The sequence below is a fragment of the Thalassolituus pacificus genome (assembly GCF_025318105.1).
In the GTDB taxonomy this organism is placed as follows: domain Bacteria; phylum Pseudomonadota; class Gammaproteobacteria; order Pseudomonadales; family Oceanobacteraceae; genus Venatoribacter; species Venatoribacter pacificus.
Genome location: NZ_JAOANI010000032.1, coordinates 83,026 through 100,286, shown reverse-complemented (window position 1 = coordinate 100,286; position 17,261 = coordinate 83,026). Strand labels below are relative to the sequence as shown.

Sequence of the window (17,261 nt, the reverse complement as noted above, 5' to 3'; positions counted from 1 at the left end):
CAACCCTTAATGATTATGCGGATCAAAGCCGCCTTTCGCCTGCTCGGAAGCAATAAAAAAAGCGCCGGCGACGACGATGGGGTACGCAGAAAGTGCAGACGGATCATCGCTGCTGATTTCTACCTGGGGGTCTTTTGCGGTGTTGATGGTGCGGCCACGTTCTACTTCCAGTGCGCGGAATTCGCCGGGTGCGCTTTCAATAAAAACCTGCCAGTCGCCATCGCTGCCACGCATTAATGCGGTTTCCGGCACCAGCCTGATGGCCTCTGTGGACTGGGTATAAAATGTGGCACTGGCAAATAAACCAGGGTGCAGACGATGATCCGGGTTATTCACCGTTAAGCGCACAATACGGGTGCGGGTTAATGGATCAATGGTGTGGGATTCGTGGCTTATCTGCGCGCTGATCTCCAGTCCGGCGACATTAAGAATAACGCGGGTATCGCGGGTTAAATGCAGCTCAGATTCTGCCGGTAAACGCGCTTCAGCCCAGAGCGTGGTTTCGTCGGTGATCTGCATTAATGCGCTGCCCGCCATCACCCGTTGGCCCTGCTGAAAATCATCGCTTAATACCAGCCCGGCAGTTTTAGCGGTTAACTGATATTCACCAAAGCTGGCCGGGGTTAATTCTGCATCGGCATTCAGGCCATAAGCCGTGAGGCGTGCGCGCGCAGCGGCGAGGGTATTCTCGGCCTGATTATAACGGGCTGCGCCAGCGGCATTTTTACCGAGATTTTTTACCCGCTGCCATTCGGAACGGGCGCTGCGTAATTCTGCCTGGGCACTGGCAACCCCTTCACTGAATAATGTCAGCAATGCTTGCCCTGGTTGTACGTGATCACCCAGTGCAACATGGCGGGTGATTACCACCGAATCGACCCGTGGGGAGACAACAAAGCTGCGGTAACCGTTGGCGCGGATTTCGGCCGGTGCACGCAGCGGAATATCGGCTTTTTCTGCCGGGATTATCTGGCTGATAATTCCGGCTTGTTGTATTTGATCGGCGCTTAAATGCACGCTGTTGTCGTTATGTTCATCCTGATCGTGCTGATGATTGTGCTGATCGCTTTGCTCAGTGCTGTGGTCATCGCTGTGGTCATGTTCGTCGTGTTTATGCTCTTTTGGCGATTCACTGACGGCTTCGTTATGGCCGGATACCGGTTCGTGATTGTGACTGTCAGCGGCATAGCCCTGCAGTGGAAGTATGAGAATAAAAGCCATGAGCAGGCGTTGGGCTGTGCCCGCACGATTAACGACAGGCATTTTTTTTACGGACGCTGATTTTTTTACTGAAAATAGTGACGACATAATTTTCTCACTCTGAAATCGGGCTGTTGGTATTTGCAGCAGCGCTTAAAAAACGGCGGATATTTTGGCTGTCACTCAGCCATTGGATCTGTGCCTGACGGTAATCCGTGGTCAGTTCGATACCGGCCTGCAGACTGGCGGCCCACTGTGCGGATGCCTGAATATAAGCGCTGGTGCTGAGGTCGCCGTTGCGCCATTGCTGTTGCAGTAATTGCGCGCTGCGCTGGCCGCCATCGGACATCAGTGTTTGCCATTGTTTGACCTGACGGCGGTAAGCCTGAACCCGGCTATGGCTGGCGCGAAGCTGCTGTTGCTGTTGTTGCAGGCTGACGTAAAACTCCGCTTCGGCCTGCAGGGCTTCGCCATTGGCTGCAGCCGCAGCCTGACGGTAAGAGCTGCGTACATTGAGCGGCAAAGACAGGGCCAGTCCTAATACATCTTCTTCGCCATTACGCCCGGCACTGACGCCAAGGGTTGGTTCGGCGCGCAGGCTGTCGCGGCTCAGCTGCGCGCGCTGCTGCTCGGCCAGCCAGAACAGTCGGGCGCTTTCACTTTGCGGATGTGACAGTGCCAGTTGTCTGAACTGTTCGTCGCTCAGCGGCTGCTGCGATAATTGTTGTGCGCTGTTATCCAGTTGCTGAATGAGTGCATTGAGGTATTGCGGCTGTTGTTGCCAGTCTGGCAGCAGGGCAGATAACTGCGCAGCGGCGGCACTTAATTCCGCCTGACTGGCGGCAATATCGGCCAGCAGCGAGCTTTGTGCCAGCAGTGCCAGTTCGGCATCCAGCGCACTTAAATCACCAATGCTGCGGCGTTGCTCAATCAGTTGCGTCAGCGTCTGCTGTTGCTGCTGCAGACGCTGCATTAATTGATCACGCTGTTGCGCGCTTTGATAACGCACAATGGCGGCTAAGGCATCAGCGGTGGTTTGCTGCAGGCTTTGCTGATATTGCTGCCCGGCCTGCTGTTGCAGTCGTTGCTGCTGCTGGCTGCGCGCTTCTCGCTGGTTCCACCAGTCGATTTTCTGGCTGATTTCCAGCGCGTAATTATTATTACTGCCTTCCTGCTCCAGCCGGGTTTGCAGCTCGGGGTTGTACAGTGGCTGAGCGGCTGCCTGAGTCCATAATGCGCGACTGTTTTGTTGTGCCGCCGCCGCTTTTACCTGCGGCGTTTGCGCTATGCGACTTTGCAGCCAGAGGCGTGCAGCCTCATGGAAATGGCTGTTCGTGTTGTTACTGCTGTTGATGTCTGACGCATACGCAGGTATGGCCAGGGCGCTGGCGATAGCAAACGCCATTACAGGGATTACATTCATGCGTTATTCCTGAATAAAAAATACGATGAGCCAAGGGCACCGCCGCCATTAGCTGACGTGTGTTACCGGGGCTGATAAACGCGGTTATTCAGGAATAAATCGGAGGGCGCAGGTGCGGGCTGAGCGCACGCACAATCAGAGTGCGGTTGTAGAGGTTGTTCATGCTGCGGCTTTTTGTTGCAGCGGCTAATGCGTCGTTAACCGGTAAGGATAACGGTGCGTGAGCATGGCAATGACAGCAGTGGCTGCAGTCGTGCTGGGCCAGATTATCGTTATTCTGGCCGTTGTTTTGTACGGTATTGTTTTGGCTGGTATCAGCCTGAATATCATCCGCCAGTATCTGCATCATATCGCTATGGTGAGCGGGCTGGTGTTCGTTCAGATGATCTGCGGCTGAACGCTCGAAGGTTTCATGCACATCCGCCAACGCCGCAACCGACTGAAACAAGGTCAGCAGTAATAAGGCGATATTTAACAGGCGGTTATTACGCATAAATAAACAGCAGATTTATCAGTAGATACTGAGCATAGTAGAGCGGTGTTTAACCGGCGTCTACTGTGCGCGGGTCAGGAAATGTCACCGCTCTTCAGTTTTGCCGTTAATGGCCGATATAACGATTACCTTTACAGAAAGCACGGTTGTGGTTTGTTACCTGCTACCTGTTCGTAGTGGCCTGTTAACAGTCCCTGATGCTTAGGTGTGTGTCTATGTCAGATATCAGTGTATCCGCCAGTGGAGCGGTGAATGGCGCGGTGAATAAGCCACCGGGTAGTGAGCCTAATCCGCCCAAAGCTGCAGCGAAGACGGTTGTTGCCAGTACGGATGCGCAAGGCGAAGCCGTGCACTTTTCCGCAGCAGCCCTGAACCAGTTACGTGCCGAGCAAAGCGATACATCGGCCAGTGAAGAACATCCACTCGACCGTATTATTAAAGACTTACAGGAACGTATTGCCGAAGTGCAGCGCCAGTTACAGGCGTTGGACGCACAAACGCAGGAAGGCGAAGAGGCCGATGCCAGCCGTCAGACCCGGCAGATGTTGCTGGATGAACTGACGCAGTTGAATGCCATGCTCAGCCAGACGCTGACGCAGAAGCTGGAATCCCTGCGTCAGCCGGATTGAGGCCGTCGTTTATTCTGCTGCGGTATAATTCTTCGGCAGTATACGAATGAGGCTTGCGCCTGCTTTTGAGGCAATATCCGCACTTAACTTTTATTCCTCAGCGCCATACGGATGATTCTTTCTCCCATGTTGGGGGGCAATATCCGGACGTCTGACTTTTTATTCCTCAGCGCCATACGGGTGATGCTTTCGCCCATGTCGGGGGCAATATCCAGACGTCTGACTTTTTATTCCTCAGCGCCATACGGATGATGCTTTCTCCAGTGCCGGGCAATATCCGCGCGGCGGCATACCCAGACTTTATCGTGGCGCTGAATATAATCGAGAAAATCCGCCAGTGCGGCCGCGCGTCCCGGCCGACCGGCCAAACGGCAATGCAGACCAATGCTGAGCATTTTCGGGCTGTCTTTGCCTTCGGCGTAGAGCACGTCGAAGCTGTCTTTTAAGTACTGATAAAACTGCTTACCGCTGTTAAAGCCCTGATTGGTGGCGAAGCGCATATCGTTGGCATCCAGTGTATAAGGCACCACCAGATGCGGCTTACCACCTTCTTCGACCCAATAGGGCAGATCGTCGGCGTAGCTGTCGGCGTCGTATAACAGATCGGCTTCTTCACAGGCGAGGCGGCGGGTATTGGGGCTCATGCGGCCGGTGTACCAGCCTTCCGGGAAGCTGCCGGTCAGGCGTTTATGAATCTCCAGCGCTTCACGGATATGGGCGCGTTCAACCTCTTCCGGTACATACTGATAGTCGATCCATTTCAGGCCGTGGGAGGCGATCTCCCAGTCGGCTTTCAGCATGGCGTCCACCACCTGCGGATTACGCTCCATGGCGGTGGCTACACCAAATACGGTTACCGGCAGTTTGCGCTCGGTAAACATACGGTGCAGACGCCAGAAACCGGCGCGGGAGCCGTATTCGTAGATGGATTCCATATTCATATGGCGCACGCCTTCCAGTGCCTGAGCGCCGACGATCTCAGATAAAAACGCTTCCGAGGCTTTGTCGCCATGGAGGATGCAGTTCTCGCCGCCTTCCTCGTAATTAATCACAAACTGCACGGCGATACGGGCCTTGTGCGGCCACTTTACGCTGGGGATATCGGCGCCGTAACCGATCATGTCGCGGGGGTAGGTCATGAAACACCTGAAAAGCTGACTGATTAGTCAGCTCAGTTTAGCGCTAAACCGCTTTGCTTGGCAGCGGGCAAAGTGAGCATTTATGGATGATGTACGCGATCCGGGAAATATAACGAACAGACTGTTGATAAACTAATTATTGATATTCGCAGATCAGCACTGGCATATTGCGCCTCTTTCGCGGTTTATTCAGGAATACCATGTCTCTGCTGTTGGCGATGTTATCTTTCTCGTTCGTGATGCCGATATCACCGGGGCCGGTGAATATGGTGATTCTCTCTTCCGGTGCCAGTTACGGCGTCCGCCAGACCTTTCCTTTTGTCTCCGGTGCCACCCTGGGCTTCACGTTGCTTTTGCTCTGTATCGGTCTTGGGCTGTATGAGGTCGTTCAGCTGTTTCCGGATTTTCTGCAATACCTGGCACTTGCCGGGGCGGCTTTCATTATTTATCTCGGTTATCTGATTGCGTCATCGGCACCAAAACTCAGCATCGAAAAGCAGAAGCGGCCAACTTTTATTCAGGGCTTTTTATTGCAGTGGCTTAACCCAAAAGCCTGGATGGCCTGCATGTCGGGGGTGTCGTTATTCTCAGCTCCAGAGGGATACCAGCCGTTTCTGAGCTTTCTGTTGCTGTATTTTCTGGTGTGTTATGCCTCGCTGTTTAGCTGGTCATTGCTTGGCGACCGGGCGGCGCAGCTGCTTAACAGCGAAGCCCGTTTACGGCTGTTTAATCGTCTGCCGGTCAGGGTCTGGTTATTCAGTTAACAGAGTTGAATACCAGATTCGACATGGTCTGGTTATCCGAGCCCGGTACTGTGTTGTAGGTGCTTTTCCACAGCCACCAACCGCTGCTGGTGGTCTGGGTGGCAAAAGAGACATTCACGCCCGGATTCAGGTTGTTGTTGACGTAGCTCAGCAGTACGCCGCTCTGGTTACCGATGGTTCCGCCGTGGTGGGTTTTGCTGCCCATCAGCACCGGATAATGGTTATACCAGAGGGATTCCGGGGCGCTGACGCTGGTCTGTTTGCCGTCCAGCGCGCGGTAAGCCACACAGCTGTCGACCGCTTTAACCGCGTTACCGCCACAGGAAGAATGCAGGGACACAACGCCATCATCGGTACCGGGCAGGAAGCCGCCGGTAGCACCCAGATATTCACTGCCACCGCCAACAAAACGCAGGCGCGGTACGCTGTTCGGTGCCATCGCGGTCTGACGGGCAACCGCCGGACGCAGGTCAGTCAGCACGCCGAGATTTTCTGTGGTGACGGTAAAGCCCAGCCAGGCATTCACTGCGGCGCGGATGGGGGCGGTCAGCCAGCTGCTGCTGCCGGCCACATCCAGCGCCAGCTCGGCCAGTTCAGAGCCACCACCTGCACCGGCGAAGTCGAACACGGCGAGAATATTCAGCGGCTGCAGGCCGGCGGCCTCGGTCCAGACATCCTGCTGATCGAGCATATAGCGCGTGACCAGATCACCGGTCGAGTGCGTTACCAGCACGCAGCCGTTATTGCAGAAACCGGTGCGCGCCCACTGCATGACTTTGTTGTACGCGCGTTGTGCGGTATCGGCGCTCAGGCGGCTTTTCGAGCTCCAGTCAAGGCGGTCATCAGCATACTGGCTCCAGAAGGCTGACCAGTAATTGGCACCGTCGCTGGTGACTTCTTGCGGGGTTACGTTGTCGCGCATCAGTTGGGCCGGTTGTAAGCCGTGCACCAGAATCACATTTTTACCGGCCATCTGTGCCTGCGTCTGGGCGCTGAGCAAGGCAGCTGCGGTTAAAAAAACTGCGGTGATTGCCATCTTTATTTTTATCGTCAGCATTCAGTCTCTCCTTATTGATGGGTGCCGGGCGAGCCCAGCGATTGCAGAAATTGCAGACGCGAGACGGTCTGCTCATCCTGAAATGGAGTCGGGGAAAAGCGCGAGGGATCGACGTTTTTAACCGCGTAAAAATCATCGCGGCTGAAGCCCCATTGCACCTCAGGGCCGGGTTTTTCCGGCATCTTGCGCAGTTGCAGATTGCCGATCCATAGATTCTGAATACCGCCTAAGTTGTACAGCAGCGAACCGTGTACGCGCAGCTCCAGCGTACCGCTGCTACCTATACGCCCTTTACCCTGCAAATAGGCCAGTGGCTTTTTATCGGCATAGTGCAGGCTGGCGGCGAGCTTGTAGTAACCGGCGGCGGCCTTCTCAATTTCGACCGGAATGACCAGCTCGTTATCGTCGACATAAGGCGTGCCGGTAGCGGTGATTTCGGCAACGGCGGTGAAGACCTGAAACGGTGCGCTCTGGCGCAGGGTGGAGCCATCGGTCAGCTGCAGCTCAGCCACCAGATTGAGTTCGCTCGGCCAGTTGTCGCGGCTGCTGAAGCGGGTTTGCAGGCGTTGTTCGCTGCTGTTGTTCTGTATTTGGGCTTGTGGCATCAGCAGCACGGCATTGTTGTTATCGCGCACGCTGAGGGTCAGGCCGCTGAGCTGGCTGAACAGGGCGTCGTCGCCGGACAGTACAATATCGGCTTCTATCGGTTCTTCCTGACGGTAGCGGTAGGCCGATAACTGAATCATCAGCTGGCCGGGTAAGCCAACCGTATTCAGATCACGCACGCTGTGAGCACCGGCATTGGGCTGCAGTAACTCGGTTTGCTGGCTGCTCAGCGGAATGGAATAGGTCGGATACTGGCTGCTGACCTGATAGGCGGCGGCGACCTGGGTCATGGCTTGCTGCATGGCTGGCGGCAAGGCGGGCGGGGCTTCGCTGAACGGGGCGGATTCACGCGGTTCGGGGATGGCACTGGTAAGTGCAGACGCTGGTTCCTGGCTGACAATCGCAACAGACGGTTGGTGCAGGCCCAGCAGCAGGCCCAGTACGGCGATCAGACCAATGGGGATCCAGACTTTCATCAAACGTATTCCGGCGGCTCTTATTGGCCACACACGTTAGAGTAAGGCGGCCTGATTGAAAAACGTCGGACTGGTACCTTGGTTTGAGTTGACTACTAAGCTGTTACGCAGTCTGGCGCGAATTTTCCTCTATCCGTCGCGGCTGATAACAGAAAGGCTTTAGCGCAGTAAGATTGCTGAATTTTACGCACGAGTTGTCCCGTTAGGTCATAGTGTTCAGGTAAATTTCGTAACCATTTGATACGCAAAATTACAAAATGCTGGCGTGCTTTGCGCTGTCAGCATGGGTTAACGCCGGATCTTACCGGCTTTTATGCCGGGTTTTGTCCGGATGTTTATCTCTGCGTTATACAGAACATTGTTGTTGCCCGGTGCCCGTGTTATCCATTCAATACACGATTGTTATCAGCGCAGGGAGTTAATGATGTCTTTACATCAATCAGGATGGATGGTCTTAACGGCGGCATTATTACTGAACCAGCCCGCAGCGGCTGCGGCTAATTATCCGGACGCGGTAGCCAGCGACCCGGCCACAATGGGCTGGATGGTGGGTTCGCCACCACCGGCCGATAAACAACTGCGTTTTGACGATGGCAGTTACTTCCGCTTTCCGGCCATGCGCTGGAGCGTTGCCAATTTCCGCCAGCTGATGCCGACCGTTAATATCCCGCGCGGATTGGGCAATGCGCAGCCGCTGGTTCATGCGGAAGATACGGCCATTGATCAGCTTACCTTTATGCCCACCGGTGCGGATAAAGCCATGAGCTGGGAAGCTTCTCTGCTGGCCAATTACACCGACGCCATTGTCGTACTGCATAAAGGCAAGGTGGTGTATGAACGTTACTTTGGCGTGATGTCGCCAACGGCGCAGCATGGCGTTATGTCGGTAACCAAAACCTTTGTCGGCACGCTGGCCGCCACGCTGGTGGCTGAAGGCAGGCTCGATGACAGCAAAACCGTTGCCCATTATGTGCCGGAGCTGAAGCAATCGGCTTTTGGCAGTGCCACGGTGCGGCAATTAATGGATATGACCACCGGTATCCGCTTCAGTGAAGATTACGCCGACCCCAATGCTGAAGTCTGGGCCCATGCGGCGGCGGGCAATCCGCTGCCCAAGCCTGCTGACTATAAAGGCCCGCGCTCCTACTACGAATTTCTGCAAACGGTTAAACCCGAGGGCAAACACGGTGAAGCCTTCCATTACCGCACCGCCAATACCGACGCGCTGGGCTGGGTACTGGCGCGGGTAAGCGGTAAAAGCGTGGCGCAGTTGTTATCTGAACGGATCTGGCGTCGCCTTGGTGCAGAACAGGATGCCTACATGAGCGTCGACTCTACCGGTACGCCCTTTGCCGGTGGCGGCCTGAATACGGGCATTCGTGATCTGGCCCGCTTTGGCGAGATGATCCGCAACGATGGCCGTGCCAATGGTAAGCAGATTATTCCCGCCGCCGCGGTGGCGGATATCCGCGCTGGTGGCAAACAAAGTGACTTTGCCAAAGCCGGTTATCAGCAATTAAAAGGCTGGAGCTACCGCAATATGTGGTGGGTAACGCATAACCCGCACGGTGCCTTTATGGCGCGTGGAGTACACGGCCAGGCGCTGTACATCGACCCCAAAGCGGAGATGGTTATAGCCCGCTTTGCCAGTCATCCGGTGGCCGGCAATGCGGCTAACGATGCTACCTCGCTGCCTGCCTATCAGGCGCTGGCGGAGTATCTGTTGCAGCGCTGATGCTGCCTGCCGCAGCGGTTAAACCGCTGCGGCTTTGTCTCTTCTGCGTTCTGCCTTTCCTGCGTTCTGTTTTTTCTGGCTATGGCCTTCTGCTTACCTGTATTTCCTGCCCGCATTCCCGGAGTGTGAACGGCGTTCGCGATTACTGACTAATACTAATGTACTGTTTTTGCTGAATTTATACACACGCAAGGCTCATGATGAATCACGCAAGTCTTAAACATACACTGATGGTCAGTTTTGCTCTGTTATTGGGCGCTTGTGGCGGCGGCTCCGGTGGCAGCTTCCCCGCGGGTGACGATAATCATTCCGCTGGTGGTGTCACTACGACACCGGAACTGACCCAGGCTATGACCAGGGGCGACGCTACGTTGGTGAGTGCTGAAGCACTGCGTGACGCTGCTTTGGCCACCATTGCAAGTCAGCGTTCAGCGTATCAGGCGGTTAAGGCTCAGCTGCTGCAACTGAATACCGATGGCACGGCCCGTCGTGATGGCAGCAGCCTGACTGCTGTGCATTGGGATGTGACTCACGACTCTGCCAAATTGAGTCCGCAGTTTGGTTATAACGACAGCCTGCTGATCAGTAATGCCAGCCATTCCTCAACAGCAGGCAGTGCCAGTTTTGCCATTGTGGGTGAACAACAGAAAGGTGAGCGTTATCTGGTGATGGGCAGTAATCCGATGCGCACGGCGCAGCGCTTTCCGGCCTCGGTAAACGCACAAATGGATCAGCTGCTGGAAAACGGTATTGGCTGGCTGGCCGGACGCAGTGATTTCTCGGTGACACCGTTAAAGGTGGTGATTGCGCAGATGGATCAGAGCTATTACTTCCCTGACCGTAACGCAACCCGCAGCTGGCTGGATGCGCATTACCAGAGCTCTGTCAGTTATAACGATGCTGCAAGCTGTGATGGTGCTGCATTGGCCGGCTGTTTAAACGCCGATACCGATATATTGATGATTTCTCAGGTGGGCGGCAGTACGGAATTAAATCCACAGATACTGGCGGCGGTAAAAGCGGCACAGGCACGTGGCACCGGTGTGCTGTATATGCATTATGACGGCGGTATTACTGAACTCGGCAGTACATTGTTGAATCATTTTAATGTGAGCTTCAATGGTGATAATTACTGGAATAAATATTATATGAACGCGCAGGATATGCGTCCGTATTTTAATCAATTGCCAGAATATATTGCCGACATTCAGCAGATGCTGAGCACGCTGGCTGCACCCATAACGTTCGATTTTAATCAGTGCGATGGTGAAGACTGCAGCACGGTAAATGGTTTTAATCAGAATTTTATGAACGGTGCTACCCGTGTGCGCAATATTATGGCGGACTTAGACCGGGAAAAACGCAACATCTTTGCCAGCAGCAGTGCCAACAGCAACGAATACCGTCTGGAAAAATTACTGGCCCTGTTGGGCGACCGTTATCGCCAGCTGGTGGTTTTTCCAATGAGTCGTGATACCGCCGATGCAACGGCGTTTGTGCATTCTGTTTACGCCGATATGTCGGTTTATAATTACCGCAGTCTGAACCCGGTACAGGCCGACATGGGCAATTTCAGCCGCAGTGATTTTTCTCATATCACCCCGGTGAGTAAAACCATCAATCTGGTAAGTAAAAATTATTTCCGCGCAGCCGGTGTGTATGTGTTGCCCGGAAAAGCCGTACGCATCACCCGTTTGGACAACAGCCCGGTGAATACCAAAGTGGCGGTAAACACTCAGCGCTCAGCATCGACGCACTGGTTTGCTACCAATAATGGTTATAACCGCCCTAAATACCTGCAGAGTACCCAAATTCCGTTGGCCAGTGGTGAGACCGTCGAATTCACCTCACCTTATGGCGGGCCACTACAGATTTTCTTTGATGCCAATGACCAGAACGTGCGCTTTAACGTCGAGAATATTGGTCTTCATCCGTACTGGAATGGCACCGAAGATAATGCTGACTTTGAAGCTCGCCTGAGTGCTGGTGACTTTGATTGGGCGGAATTATCCACCGCCGGTTTTGAGGTGCATTCACAACTGGAAAAAATGCGGAATTCCATGAACGGATGGGGTGGTACAGCGGCCGATATGGCCGTGGCAACTGAGCGTTATGTTTCCAACCTGCCTCATGTGCTGGCCGGATTTGAAGGGCCGGGAATTGATGTCGTGGCCGAGATACATGATTTTGCCAGTACTAATAATTTTACCGTGCAGAATATCGATATCGTTAAACATATGAATGCCGACCAGCCAACCTGTGGCTGGGGCTGCTCCGGTAATCCTTACGATGCCGGCTGGAGCTTCTCACCCACCGGCCATGGCGATATTCATGAACTGGGTCATGGGCTGGAAAAAGGTAAATTCCGCTTTGCCGGCTGGGAAGGTCACGCCTCGACCAATTTTTATTCTTACCATAGTAAATATCATTACTACCTCGATACCGGTAAGGATCCGCAATGCCAGTCATTACCTTTTGAAAGTCTGTTTAATACCCTGCAGACCAGCCGTAATCAGGCTGACCCGGTTGCCTATATGCAGGCACAGGCACTGAATGGCTGGAGCAATGGTGCAGCTGTTTATATTCAGATGATGATGGCCGCACAGGCACAGGGTGCGTTAACCGATGGCTGGATGCTGTTACCGCGTTTGCATATTCTGGAGCGTGAATTCTGGACGGCAACGCGCAATGACGATAACTGGGCAGCCAAAAAAGCGGCGCTGGGTTTTGCGAGCTTTAACCGCAGCGACGCCAGCGCGCTGAGCAATAATGACTGGCTGAACATTGCGCTGTCAAAAGTCACCGGGCTGGATATGCGTGATTATCTGACCATGTGGGGCTTCCCGGCAGGTGCTGCTGCCAGCGCTCAGGTTGCTGCGCTGGCATTACCGGCGATGAGCAAAACCTTTTATGCCTCAGGTGGCGCAGAGTTCTGTAAAGGATTCGATAAAACGCCGGTCGCCATCGATGGTGCTGCAGCCTGGCCTTTGTAATTGTGTTTTGCTGATAAAAGAGAAACCGGCCTGTCAGGCCGGTTTTTTTATGGATGATGATAATCAGTCAGCAGCATAAATACCGTCGCGCCGGATATTAAAGGCTGTCTGGTGGAAAAACAGATGCGCCAGTGCAGTTGCATCAGCGTTCAGCACACCTTCTGCCAGAACCGGGTCTGGCTCAAACAACAACCCCTGTTGCTGACTGTACTGCCGGATCGGGTTCAGGGTATTGCTCAGCAGGGCCGTTGGAAAGGGCGGCCGAAGATTACGCTGGCGCTGCCCTTGTTTATCGGTCAGGTCAAATTGCAGAAAGGTTTTGCAGGTCTGGGCGCTCATGCAACGCTGGATTTCGTTCTGCCATATACGGCATTGGCGTAAGCGCTGGCAATCGTCAGAGGTAACAAACCACTGAATATCGGTTTCTGTTACCGATGCCATGGTGAACATAAAACGCTGCTGCTGATAACCAAGCCATACCCTGTGTTTTTCTCCGTCTGCGCTGGCCCCGAGAATCTGCAGAGCAGTCCCTTTGGCGATCACTCCTTTAACCTGTATATCCGGTTGCCGATGGCTCTGCGTTCGTGCGCGCACTGATACGGGTTGCAGGCTGTGCTCGCCGCTGCCGTTATCCAGTATTAAAAATAATTCCGGAGTCGTATAACGCTGGCCCTGCAGGGGGTGAGATGGAATATCAGGTTCGCTGTTGTTCTGGTTGGCAAAGGGCAGACTGCTAAAAGACTGACAGCCGCCAATAAAAAACAGAGAGGTGATTAATAAAAGAAAAATACGCATAAACCGCTCAGACGATCCTTATCAATAGGCGGTCAGGATGCCAGAGGAGGCCTCAGGGTCAAGGGCGTTGCGGCTTTATTCAGTTGATACGGCGTGATGATGATCGCGAATGCGCCGGATCAGGAATCACGGCGCATTATTTTACATTGCGGTATCTTCTGCTCTCCCAGGGCGCCATAAGCCAAAGGCTCAGAGCGCCACAATCCACAGGCTCAGAGCGCCAATAATCAGAGATAAAAGCATCGCCAGACCAACGCGGATACCCAGCGCCGGTTTGCCGATAACCATAGCAAGGCCTGCCTTAAATAAGTTATTTACCGTCACGGCAATCAGAATACCGGTGGCTGCGACGGTCAGCGTCAGGCTGTCGCCGAGTGACATCCGCGATAAACTCAGGCTGATGGCATCGACATCGGTAATACCCGAAATCGCCGCCAGCAGATAAACCCCGGCGCTGCCCATTTCCTGCTGTAGCCATTCAGTCAGTAATAAAATAATGACCAGCAGGCCACCCAGAATTAACGCCGATCTTAATTCCAGCGGATTTTTGGCCAGATCCGGATGGCTGACGTCGGTTTTTGTATGACGCAGATTCATCACAATGGCGGGCAGGTATAAAGACAGGGTCATCAGTAATACCGGCAGCCAGAGCAGGGCGATTAATTCACGGTTAATCACCAGACAATAAAGCAAAATGCGTGGAAACATGGTGCCGCAGGCCAGCAGAATACCGGCTGCTAATAACGGCGCATTGGCCGGTGATGAGCGGGCCAGCCGGGAGAAATGCAGTGTAAGTGCGGTTGATGAACTCAAGCCGGCGAACAGGCTGGTAAACAACAGGCCACGGCGTTCACCAAGAATGCGTACCGAAAAATAGCCAACAAAAGAAATCGAGGCGATCAGTACCACCATCCACCAGATTTCATACGGATTGATCACGCCACCGGGGCCAAAGCCTTTATCCGGCAGTAGCGGCAGCATCACCACAGAAATCAGCAATAATTGCAGCGCGGCATCCAGTTCGTTTTCGCGCAATTTGCGCAGGGCGCTGTGAATTTCGCTTTTATTATCGAGAATAATGGTGGTGACCACTGCCGCCATAGCAGCGATCACGGTTTGACCTGCGGCCACCATGGCACCAAAACAGAAGGTCAGTAATAAACCCACCACACCGGTAATGCTGACGTTCTGATGATTAATGGCATAGGTGCGGTAACCGCTGATGGCCAGTGCGGCTATCACCAGCAGCATTGCCGGTAAAAACCAGGGAGAAATACTTTCTGACAACAGCACGCTGATACAACCGGTCAGAGCGGTCAGCGTATGGGTACGGATACCGGCGACCCGTGCGCCGGCTTCCTGTTCGCGCGATACCCAGCCACGCTGCAGCCCGATTAACGCACCCAGAGATAAAGCAATAAGCAGCTGAAATGCTGTCTGGGCGTGGCCATTAACGAATACCGATAAATCCATGTCAATTTCCCTCAGGTGCCACAGAAGGTGCGTAACACTTTTTCATCCGGCTTTGGCGGCTGTTCATAATCTGCATATTCTGCCTTGCTGCTGTATGGTTCGGCCAGTACCTGCAGCAGTTGTTCAAAGACCGAAAAATCGCCTTCTTCAGCAGCGGCAATGGCTTCGGCGACGCGGTGATTGCGTGGAATAAAAGCCGGGTTTTTATTCAGCATACGTTGCCCGGCGCTATCGCTGTCGCCACGCTGAATTAACTGTTGCTGCCAGTCGTCCAGCCAGTTATTAATATTCTGCAGCAGTGTTGCGCTGCTGCGGCATTCCGGCAGATTCAGCAGTTCCAGTAACGCCTGGCGTTCATTGTCTGGCTGACTGCAGTCGCTTAAGCGGCGGAAAAACAGAGTATAGTCGATACGGCCTTCGGCCAGCAGTGCCAGCAGGTTTTCAATCAGTGCCTGATCACTGTTTTTCAGTGCGGAAAAACCCAGTTTTTCGCGCATATGTTCAAGCCAGGCCTGTTGTTGCCATAAGGCAAAATCCTGCAGAATGGCGGTGGCTTTTTCGACCGCAATTTTCTCGTCGTCGTTAAATAGTGGCAACAGGGTTTCTGCCAGTCGCGCTAAATTCCATTGGCCGATAGCTGGCTGATTCTGATAAGCGTAACGGCCATTACGGTCGATGGAGCTGAATACCGTTTCCGGATGGTAAGCATCCATAAAGGCACATGGGCCATAATCGATAGCTTCACCGCTGACGGTCATATTATCGGTATTCATTACGCCATGAATAAACCCGATCTGCATCCACTGGGCAATTAATTCGGCCTGCTTACGGCAGATGGCTTCGAATAAATGCCGATAAGCATCATCATCGTTGCTGTTAATGTGCGGATAATGACGGGCCATAACGTGATCGGCTAATTGTTTAACGGCTTCGCCGTCGCGGCGCAGGGCAAAATACTGAAAGGTGCCGACACGGATATGGCTGGCGGCAACGCGGGTAAATACCGCACCGGGTTCGCGCCCGTCGCGTATCACCCATTCGCCACTGCTGACGGCGGCCAGTGCGCGGGTGGTGGGGACACCTAACGCGTGCATGGCTTCGCACAGAATATATTCGCGCAGCACCGGCCCAAGTGGTGAGCGGCCATCACCGCTGCGCGAAAATGGCGTGCGGCCACTGCCTTTTAACTGAATATCACGGCGCTGACCCTGAATATCGAGCAGGTCGCCGAGCAGAATAGCGCGACCATCCCCTAGCTGCGGATTTAACTGCCCAAACTGATGGCCACTGTAAGCCATTGCCAGAGGGGCGGCGTTGTCGGGAATTTCATTGCCGGAAAATATCTGTGCCAGTTGGTTGTCACTGTTGTTGTCGGTGGAGCAGGCGCTGTCGGCATTAAGCTCTATGCCTAATTCCTGCGCGAGAGCGCTGTTAAAACGGATTAGCGCCGGATTTTTTACCGGCGTTGGCAGTACCCGTGCATAAAAACGATCGGGCAGAGCGGCGTAGGCATTGCTGAAGGGGATATGCAGGGAAATAGACACGGCGCTTCCGGAATAAATAGGTGGATTAGGGTCTAGACCCTAGGATATTCCGGCAGCGACTGTCTTGCCAGCGCTCAGGCGGCGGAGGGGGCATCCTTTTGGATAAAGGCGGCTGACTTTTGTTGAATCAGTCTGCACAGCTGCCCTGCGTGCTCATGGGCTCTTTGCATAATGTCTTCACGACTGTTATCGCCACCGGCTTTATACACCATATCGTGGGAAATCAGCGGTGGCTGAAAAATCATGCCGGTAAAGTTTGCGCTTTGTTCCAGCGGACGCAGCAGCTCCTGGGTGGTGAAGTGGTTGTGGCCACCGGCAGCATAGCTGTTGAGAGGGCCGCCAATGGTGGTTGAAACCAGCAATTCTTTGCCACGCAACTGACTGTCCGGGCCATAGGCAAAGCCAAAAAGAAATACACGGTCCATCCATTCCTTTAAAATTCCCGGTACGCTGTACCAATGAAACGGATACTGGAAGATAATCAGATCAGCTTGCAGTAATGCCTGCTGTTCAGCGGCAATATCGATCTGAAAATCCGGATAAAGCTGGCCGAGGTTACGCACTTCGGTATCCGCCAGCAGGCTGATCTTCTCAGCAATTATTTTATTGGCGAGCGAGTTCTGAATATTGGAATGTGCCAGGATCATTAAGGTTTTCATCATGTGTTTCCTTGTTAGGGCCTGTTGACACTAATTAAACAGGCCTGTTATTGGCTAAAAATTTCTCAGGCAAGGCGCTGAGAGTGTGGCCTAACGGGTTAAGCGAGCGAACAGCAACGCAGGATGAGGGATTTTTAGCCATAACCCTTCGGGCTGAGGCCAGTTTTCCTCATTAACGTCGTCGTTCGTCATTCATTTAGCCCGCTAATATCACTCCTCTCTCCTTGTTCTGAGAAAAACTGGCTCTCAGCAGGCCTGATTCACTTAGTGTTAAC

14 protein-coding genes are annotated in these 17,261 nt (G+C 53.6%); 4 read left to right on the top strand and 10 right to left on the bottom strand.

The window, feature by feature from the left end:
- Positions 1 to 6: 6 nt before the first annotated feature.
- The 3 genes from NYR02_RS19305 to NYR02_RS19295 form a co-directional block, all read right to left on the bottom strand.
- Complete coding sequence (locus NYR02_RS19305) at positions 7 to 1,221, bottom strand: efflux RND transporter periplasmic adaptor subunit (protein ID WP_260977999.1); 1,215 nt, start codon at positions 1,219 to 1,221, stop codon at positions 7 to 9.
- A gap of 94 nt (positions 1,222 to 1,315) precedes the next feature.
- Positions 1,316 to 2,623, bottom strand: coding sequence for a TolC family protein (locus tag NYR02_RS19300; RefSeq protein ID WP_260977998.1), 1,308 nt, complete (start codon positions 2,621 to 2,623; stop codon positions 1,316 to 1,318).
- An 88-nt stretch (positions 2,624 to 2,711) separates the two neighbouring features.
- Positions 2,712 to 3,116, bottom strand: a complete 405-nt coding sequence (locus NYR02_RS19295; RefSeq protein ID WP_260977997.1) for a hypothetical protein — start codon at positions 3,114 to 3,116, stop codon at positions 2,712 to 2,714.
- 215 nt (positions 3,117 to 3,331) lie between these two features.
- Here NYR02_RS19295 and NYR02_RS19290 point away from each other — a divergent pair, with 215 nt between their 5' ends.
- Complete coding sequence (locus NYR02_RS19290) at positions 3,332 to 3,745, top strand: hypothetical protein (RefSeq protein ID WP_260977996.1); 414 nt, start codon at positions 3,332 to 3,334, stop codon at positions 3,743 to 3,745.
- A 227-nt stretch (positions 3,746 to 3,972) separates the two neighbouring features.
- Here the strand turns inward: NYR02_RS19290 and puuE are convergent, their stop codons facing one another.
- The gene (gene puuE / locus NYR02_RS19285; protein ID WP_260977995.1) at positions 3,973 to 4,884 is read right to left on the bottom strand and encodes an allantoinase PuuE; all 912 of its coding nucleotides are present in this window, start codon (positions 4,882 to 4,884) and stop codon (positions 3,973 to 3,975) included.
- A gap of 200 nt (positions 4,885 to 5,084) precedes the next feature.
- Between puuE and NYR02_RS19280 the strand changes: the two genes are divergently transcribed.
- Entirely contained in the window at positions 5,085 to 5,648 is a 564-nt protein-coding gene (locus NYR02_RS19280) for a LysE family translocator (RefSeq protein ID WP_260977994.1), read from the top strand.
- Here NYR02_RS19280 and NYR02_RS19275 read toward each other — a convergent pair.
- Entirely contained in the window at positions 5,641 to 6,705 is a 1,065-nt protein-coding gene (locus NYR02_RS19275) for a hypothetical protein (RefSeq protein WP_260977993.1), read from the bottom strand. The genes NYR02_RS19280 and NYR02_RS19275 overlap by 8 nt on opposite strands.
- 11 nt (positions 6,706 to 6,716) lie before the next feature.
- Complete coding sequence (locus NYR02_RS19270) at positions 6,717 to 7,787, bottom strand: hypothetical protein (protein ID WP_260977992.1); 1,071 nt, start codon at positions 7,785 to 7,787, stop codon at positions 6,717 to 6,719.
- A gap of 421 nt (positions 7,788 to 8,208) precedes the next feature.
- Between NYR02_RS19270 and NYR02_RS19265 the strand changes: the two genes are divergently transcribed.
- Positions 8,209 to 9,522, top strand: a complete 1,314-nt coding sequence (locus tag NYR02_RS19265; RefSeq protein WP_260977991.1) for a serine hydrolase domain-containing protein — start codon at positions 8,209 to 8,211, stop codon at positions 9,520 to 9,522.
- A gap of 197 nt (positions 9,523 to 9,719) precedes the next feature.
- On the top strand, positions 9,720 to 12,515 hold the full coding sequence (locus tag NYR02_RS19260; RefSeq protein ID WP_260977990.1) for an ImpA family metalloprotease: 2,796 nt from the start codon (positions 9,720 to 9,722) through the stop codon (positions 12,513 to 12,515).
- 63 nt (positions 12,516 to 12,578) lie between these two features.
- Here NYR02_RS19260 and NYR02_RS19255 read toward each other — a convergent pair whose 3' ends face one another.
- The 4 genes from NYR02_RS19255 to NYR02_RS19240 form a co-directional block, all read right to left on the bottom strand.
- Positions 12,579 to 13,310: a hypothetical protein gene (locus tag NYR02_RS19255; RefSeq protein WP_260977989.1), complete on the bottom strand. Its 732-nt coding sequence runs from the start codon at positions 13,308 to 13,310 to the stop codon at positions 12,579 to 12,581.
- A gap of 189 nt (positions 13,311 to 13,499) precedes the next feature.
- Positions 13,500 to 14,783, bottom strand: a complete 1,284-nt coding sequence (locus tag NYR02_RS19250; RefSeq protein WP_260977988.1) for an MgtC/SapB family protein — start codon at positions 14,781 to 14,783, stop codon at positions 13,500 to 13,502.
- 11 nt (positions 14,784 to 14,794) lie between these two features.
- Positions 14,795 to 16,327, bottom strand: coding sequence for a protein adenylyltransferase SelO (locus tag NYR02_RS19245; protein ID WP_260977987.1), 1,533 nt, complete (start codon positions 16,325 to 16,327; stop codon positions 14,795 to 14,797).
- A gap of 74 nt (positions 16,328 to 16,401) precedes the next feature.
- Positions 16,402 to 16,989, bottom strand: coding sequence for an NAD(P)H-dependent oxidoreductase (locus tag NYR02_RS19240; protein ID WP_260977986.1), 588 nt, complete (start codon positions 16,987 to 16,989; stop codon positions 16,402 to 16,404).
- Positions 16,990 to 17,261: the final 272 nt, after the last annotated feature.

What these genes read in the sequence shown, in the direction of transcription:
- NYR02_RS19305 (WP_260977999.1), bottom strand. Translation starts at nt 1,221, where the DNA reads ATGGCTTTTATTCTCATACTTCCACTGCAGGGCTATGCCGCTGACAGT.
- NYR02_RS19300 (WP_260977998.1), bottom strand. Translation starts at nt 2,623, where the DNA reads ATGAATGTAATCCCTGTAATGGCGTTTGCTATCGCCAGCGCCCTGGCC.
- NYR02_RS19295 (WP_260977997.1), bottom strand. Translation starts at nt 3,116, where the DNA reads ATGCGTAATAACCGCCTGTTAAATATCGCCTTATTACTGCTGACCTTG.
- NYR02_RS19290 (WP_260977996.1), top strand. Translation starts at nt 3,332, where the DNA reads ATGTCAGATATCAGTGTATCCGCCAGTGGAGCGGTGAATGGCGCGGTG.
- puuE (WP_260977995.1), bottom strand. Translation starts at nt 4,884, where the DNA reads ATGACCTACCCCCGCGACATGATCGGTTACGGCGCCGATATCCCCAGC.
- NYR02_RS19280 (WP_260977994.1), top strand. Translation starts at nt 5,085, where the DNA reads ATGTCTCTGCTGTTGGCGATGTTATCTTTCTCGTTCGTGATGCCGATA.
- NYR02_RS19275 (WP_260977993.1), bottom strand. Translation starts at nt 6,705, where the DNA reads ATGCTGACGATAAAAATAAAGATGGCAATCACCGCAGTTTTTTTAACC.
- NYR02_RS19270 (WP_260977992.1), bottom strand. Translation starts at nt 7,787, where the DNA reads ATGAAAGTCTGGATCCCCATTGGTCTGATCGCCGTACTGGGCCTGCTG.
- NYR02_RS19265 (WP_260977991.1), top strand. Translation starts at nt 8,209, where the DNA reads ATGATGTCTTTACATCAATCAGGATGGATGGTCTTAACGGCGGCATTA.
- NYR02_RS19260 (WP_260977990.1), top strand. Translation starts at nt 9,720, where the DNA reads ATGATGAATCACGCAAGTCTTAAACATACACTGATGGTCAGTTTTGCT.
- NYR02_RS19255 (WP_260977989.1), bottom strand. Translation starts at nt 13,310, where the DNA reads ATGCGTATTTTTCTTTTATTAATCACCTCTCTGTTTTTTATTGGCGGC.
- NYR02_RS19250 (WP_260977988.1), bottom strand. Translation starts at nt 14,783, where the DNA reads ATGGATTTATCGGTATTCGTTAATGGCCACGCCCAGACAGCATTTCAG.
- NYR02_RS19240 (WP_260977986.1), bottom strand. Translation starts at nt 16,989, where the DNA reads ATGATGAAAACCTTAATGATCCTGGCACATTCCAATATTCAGAACTCG.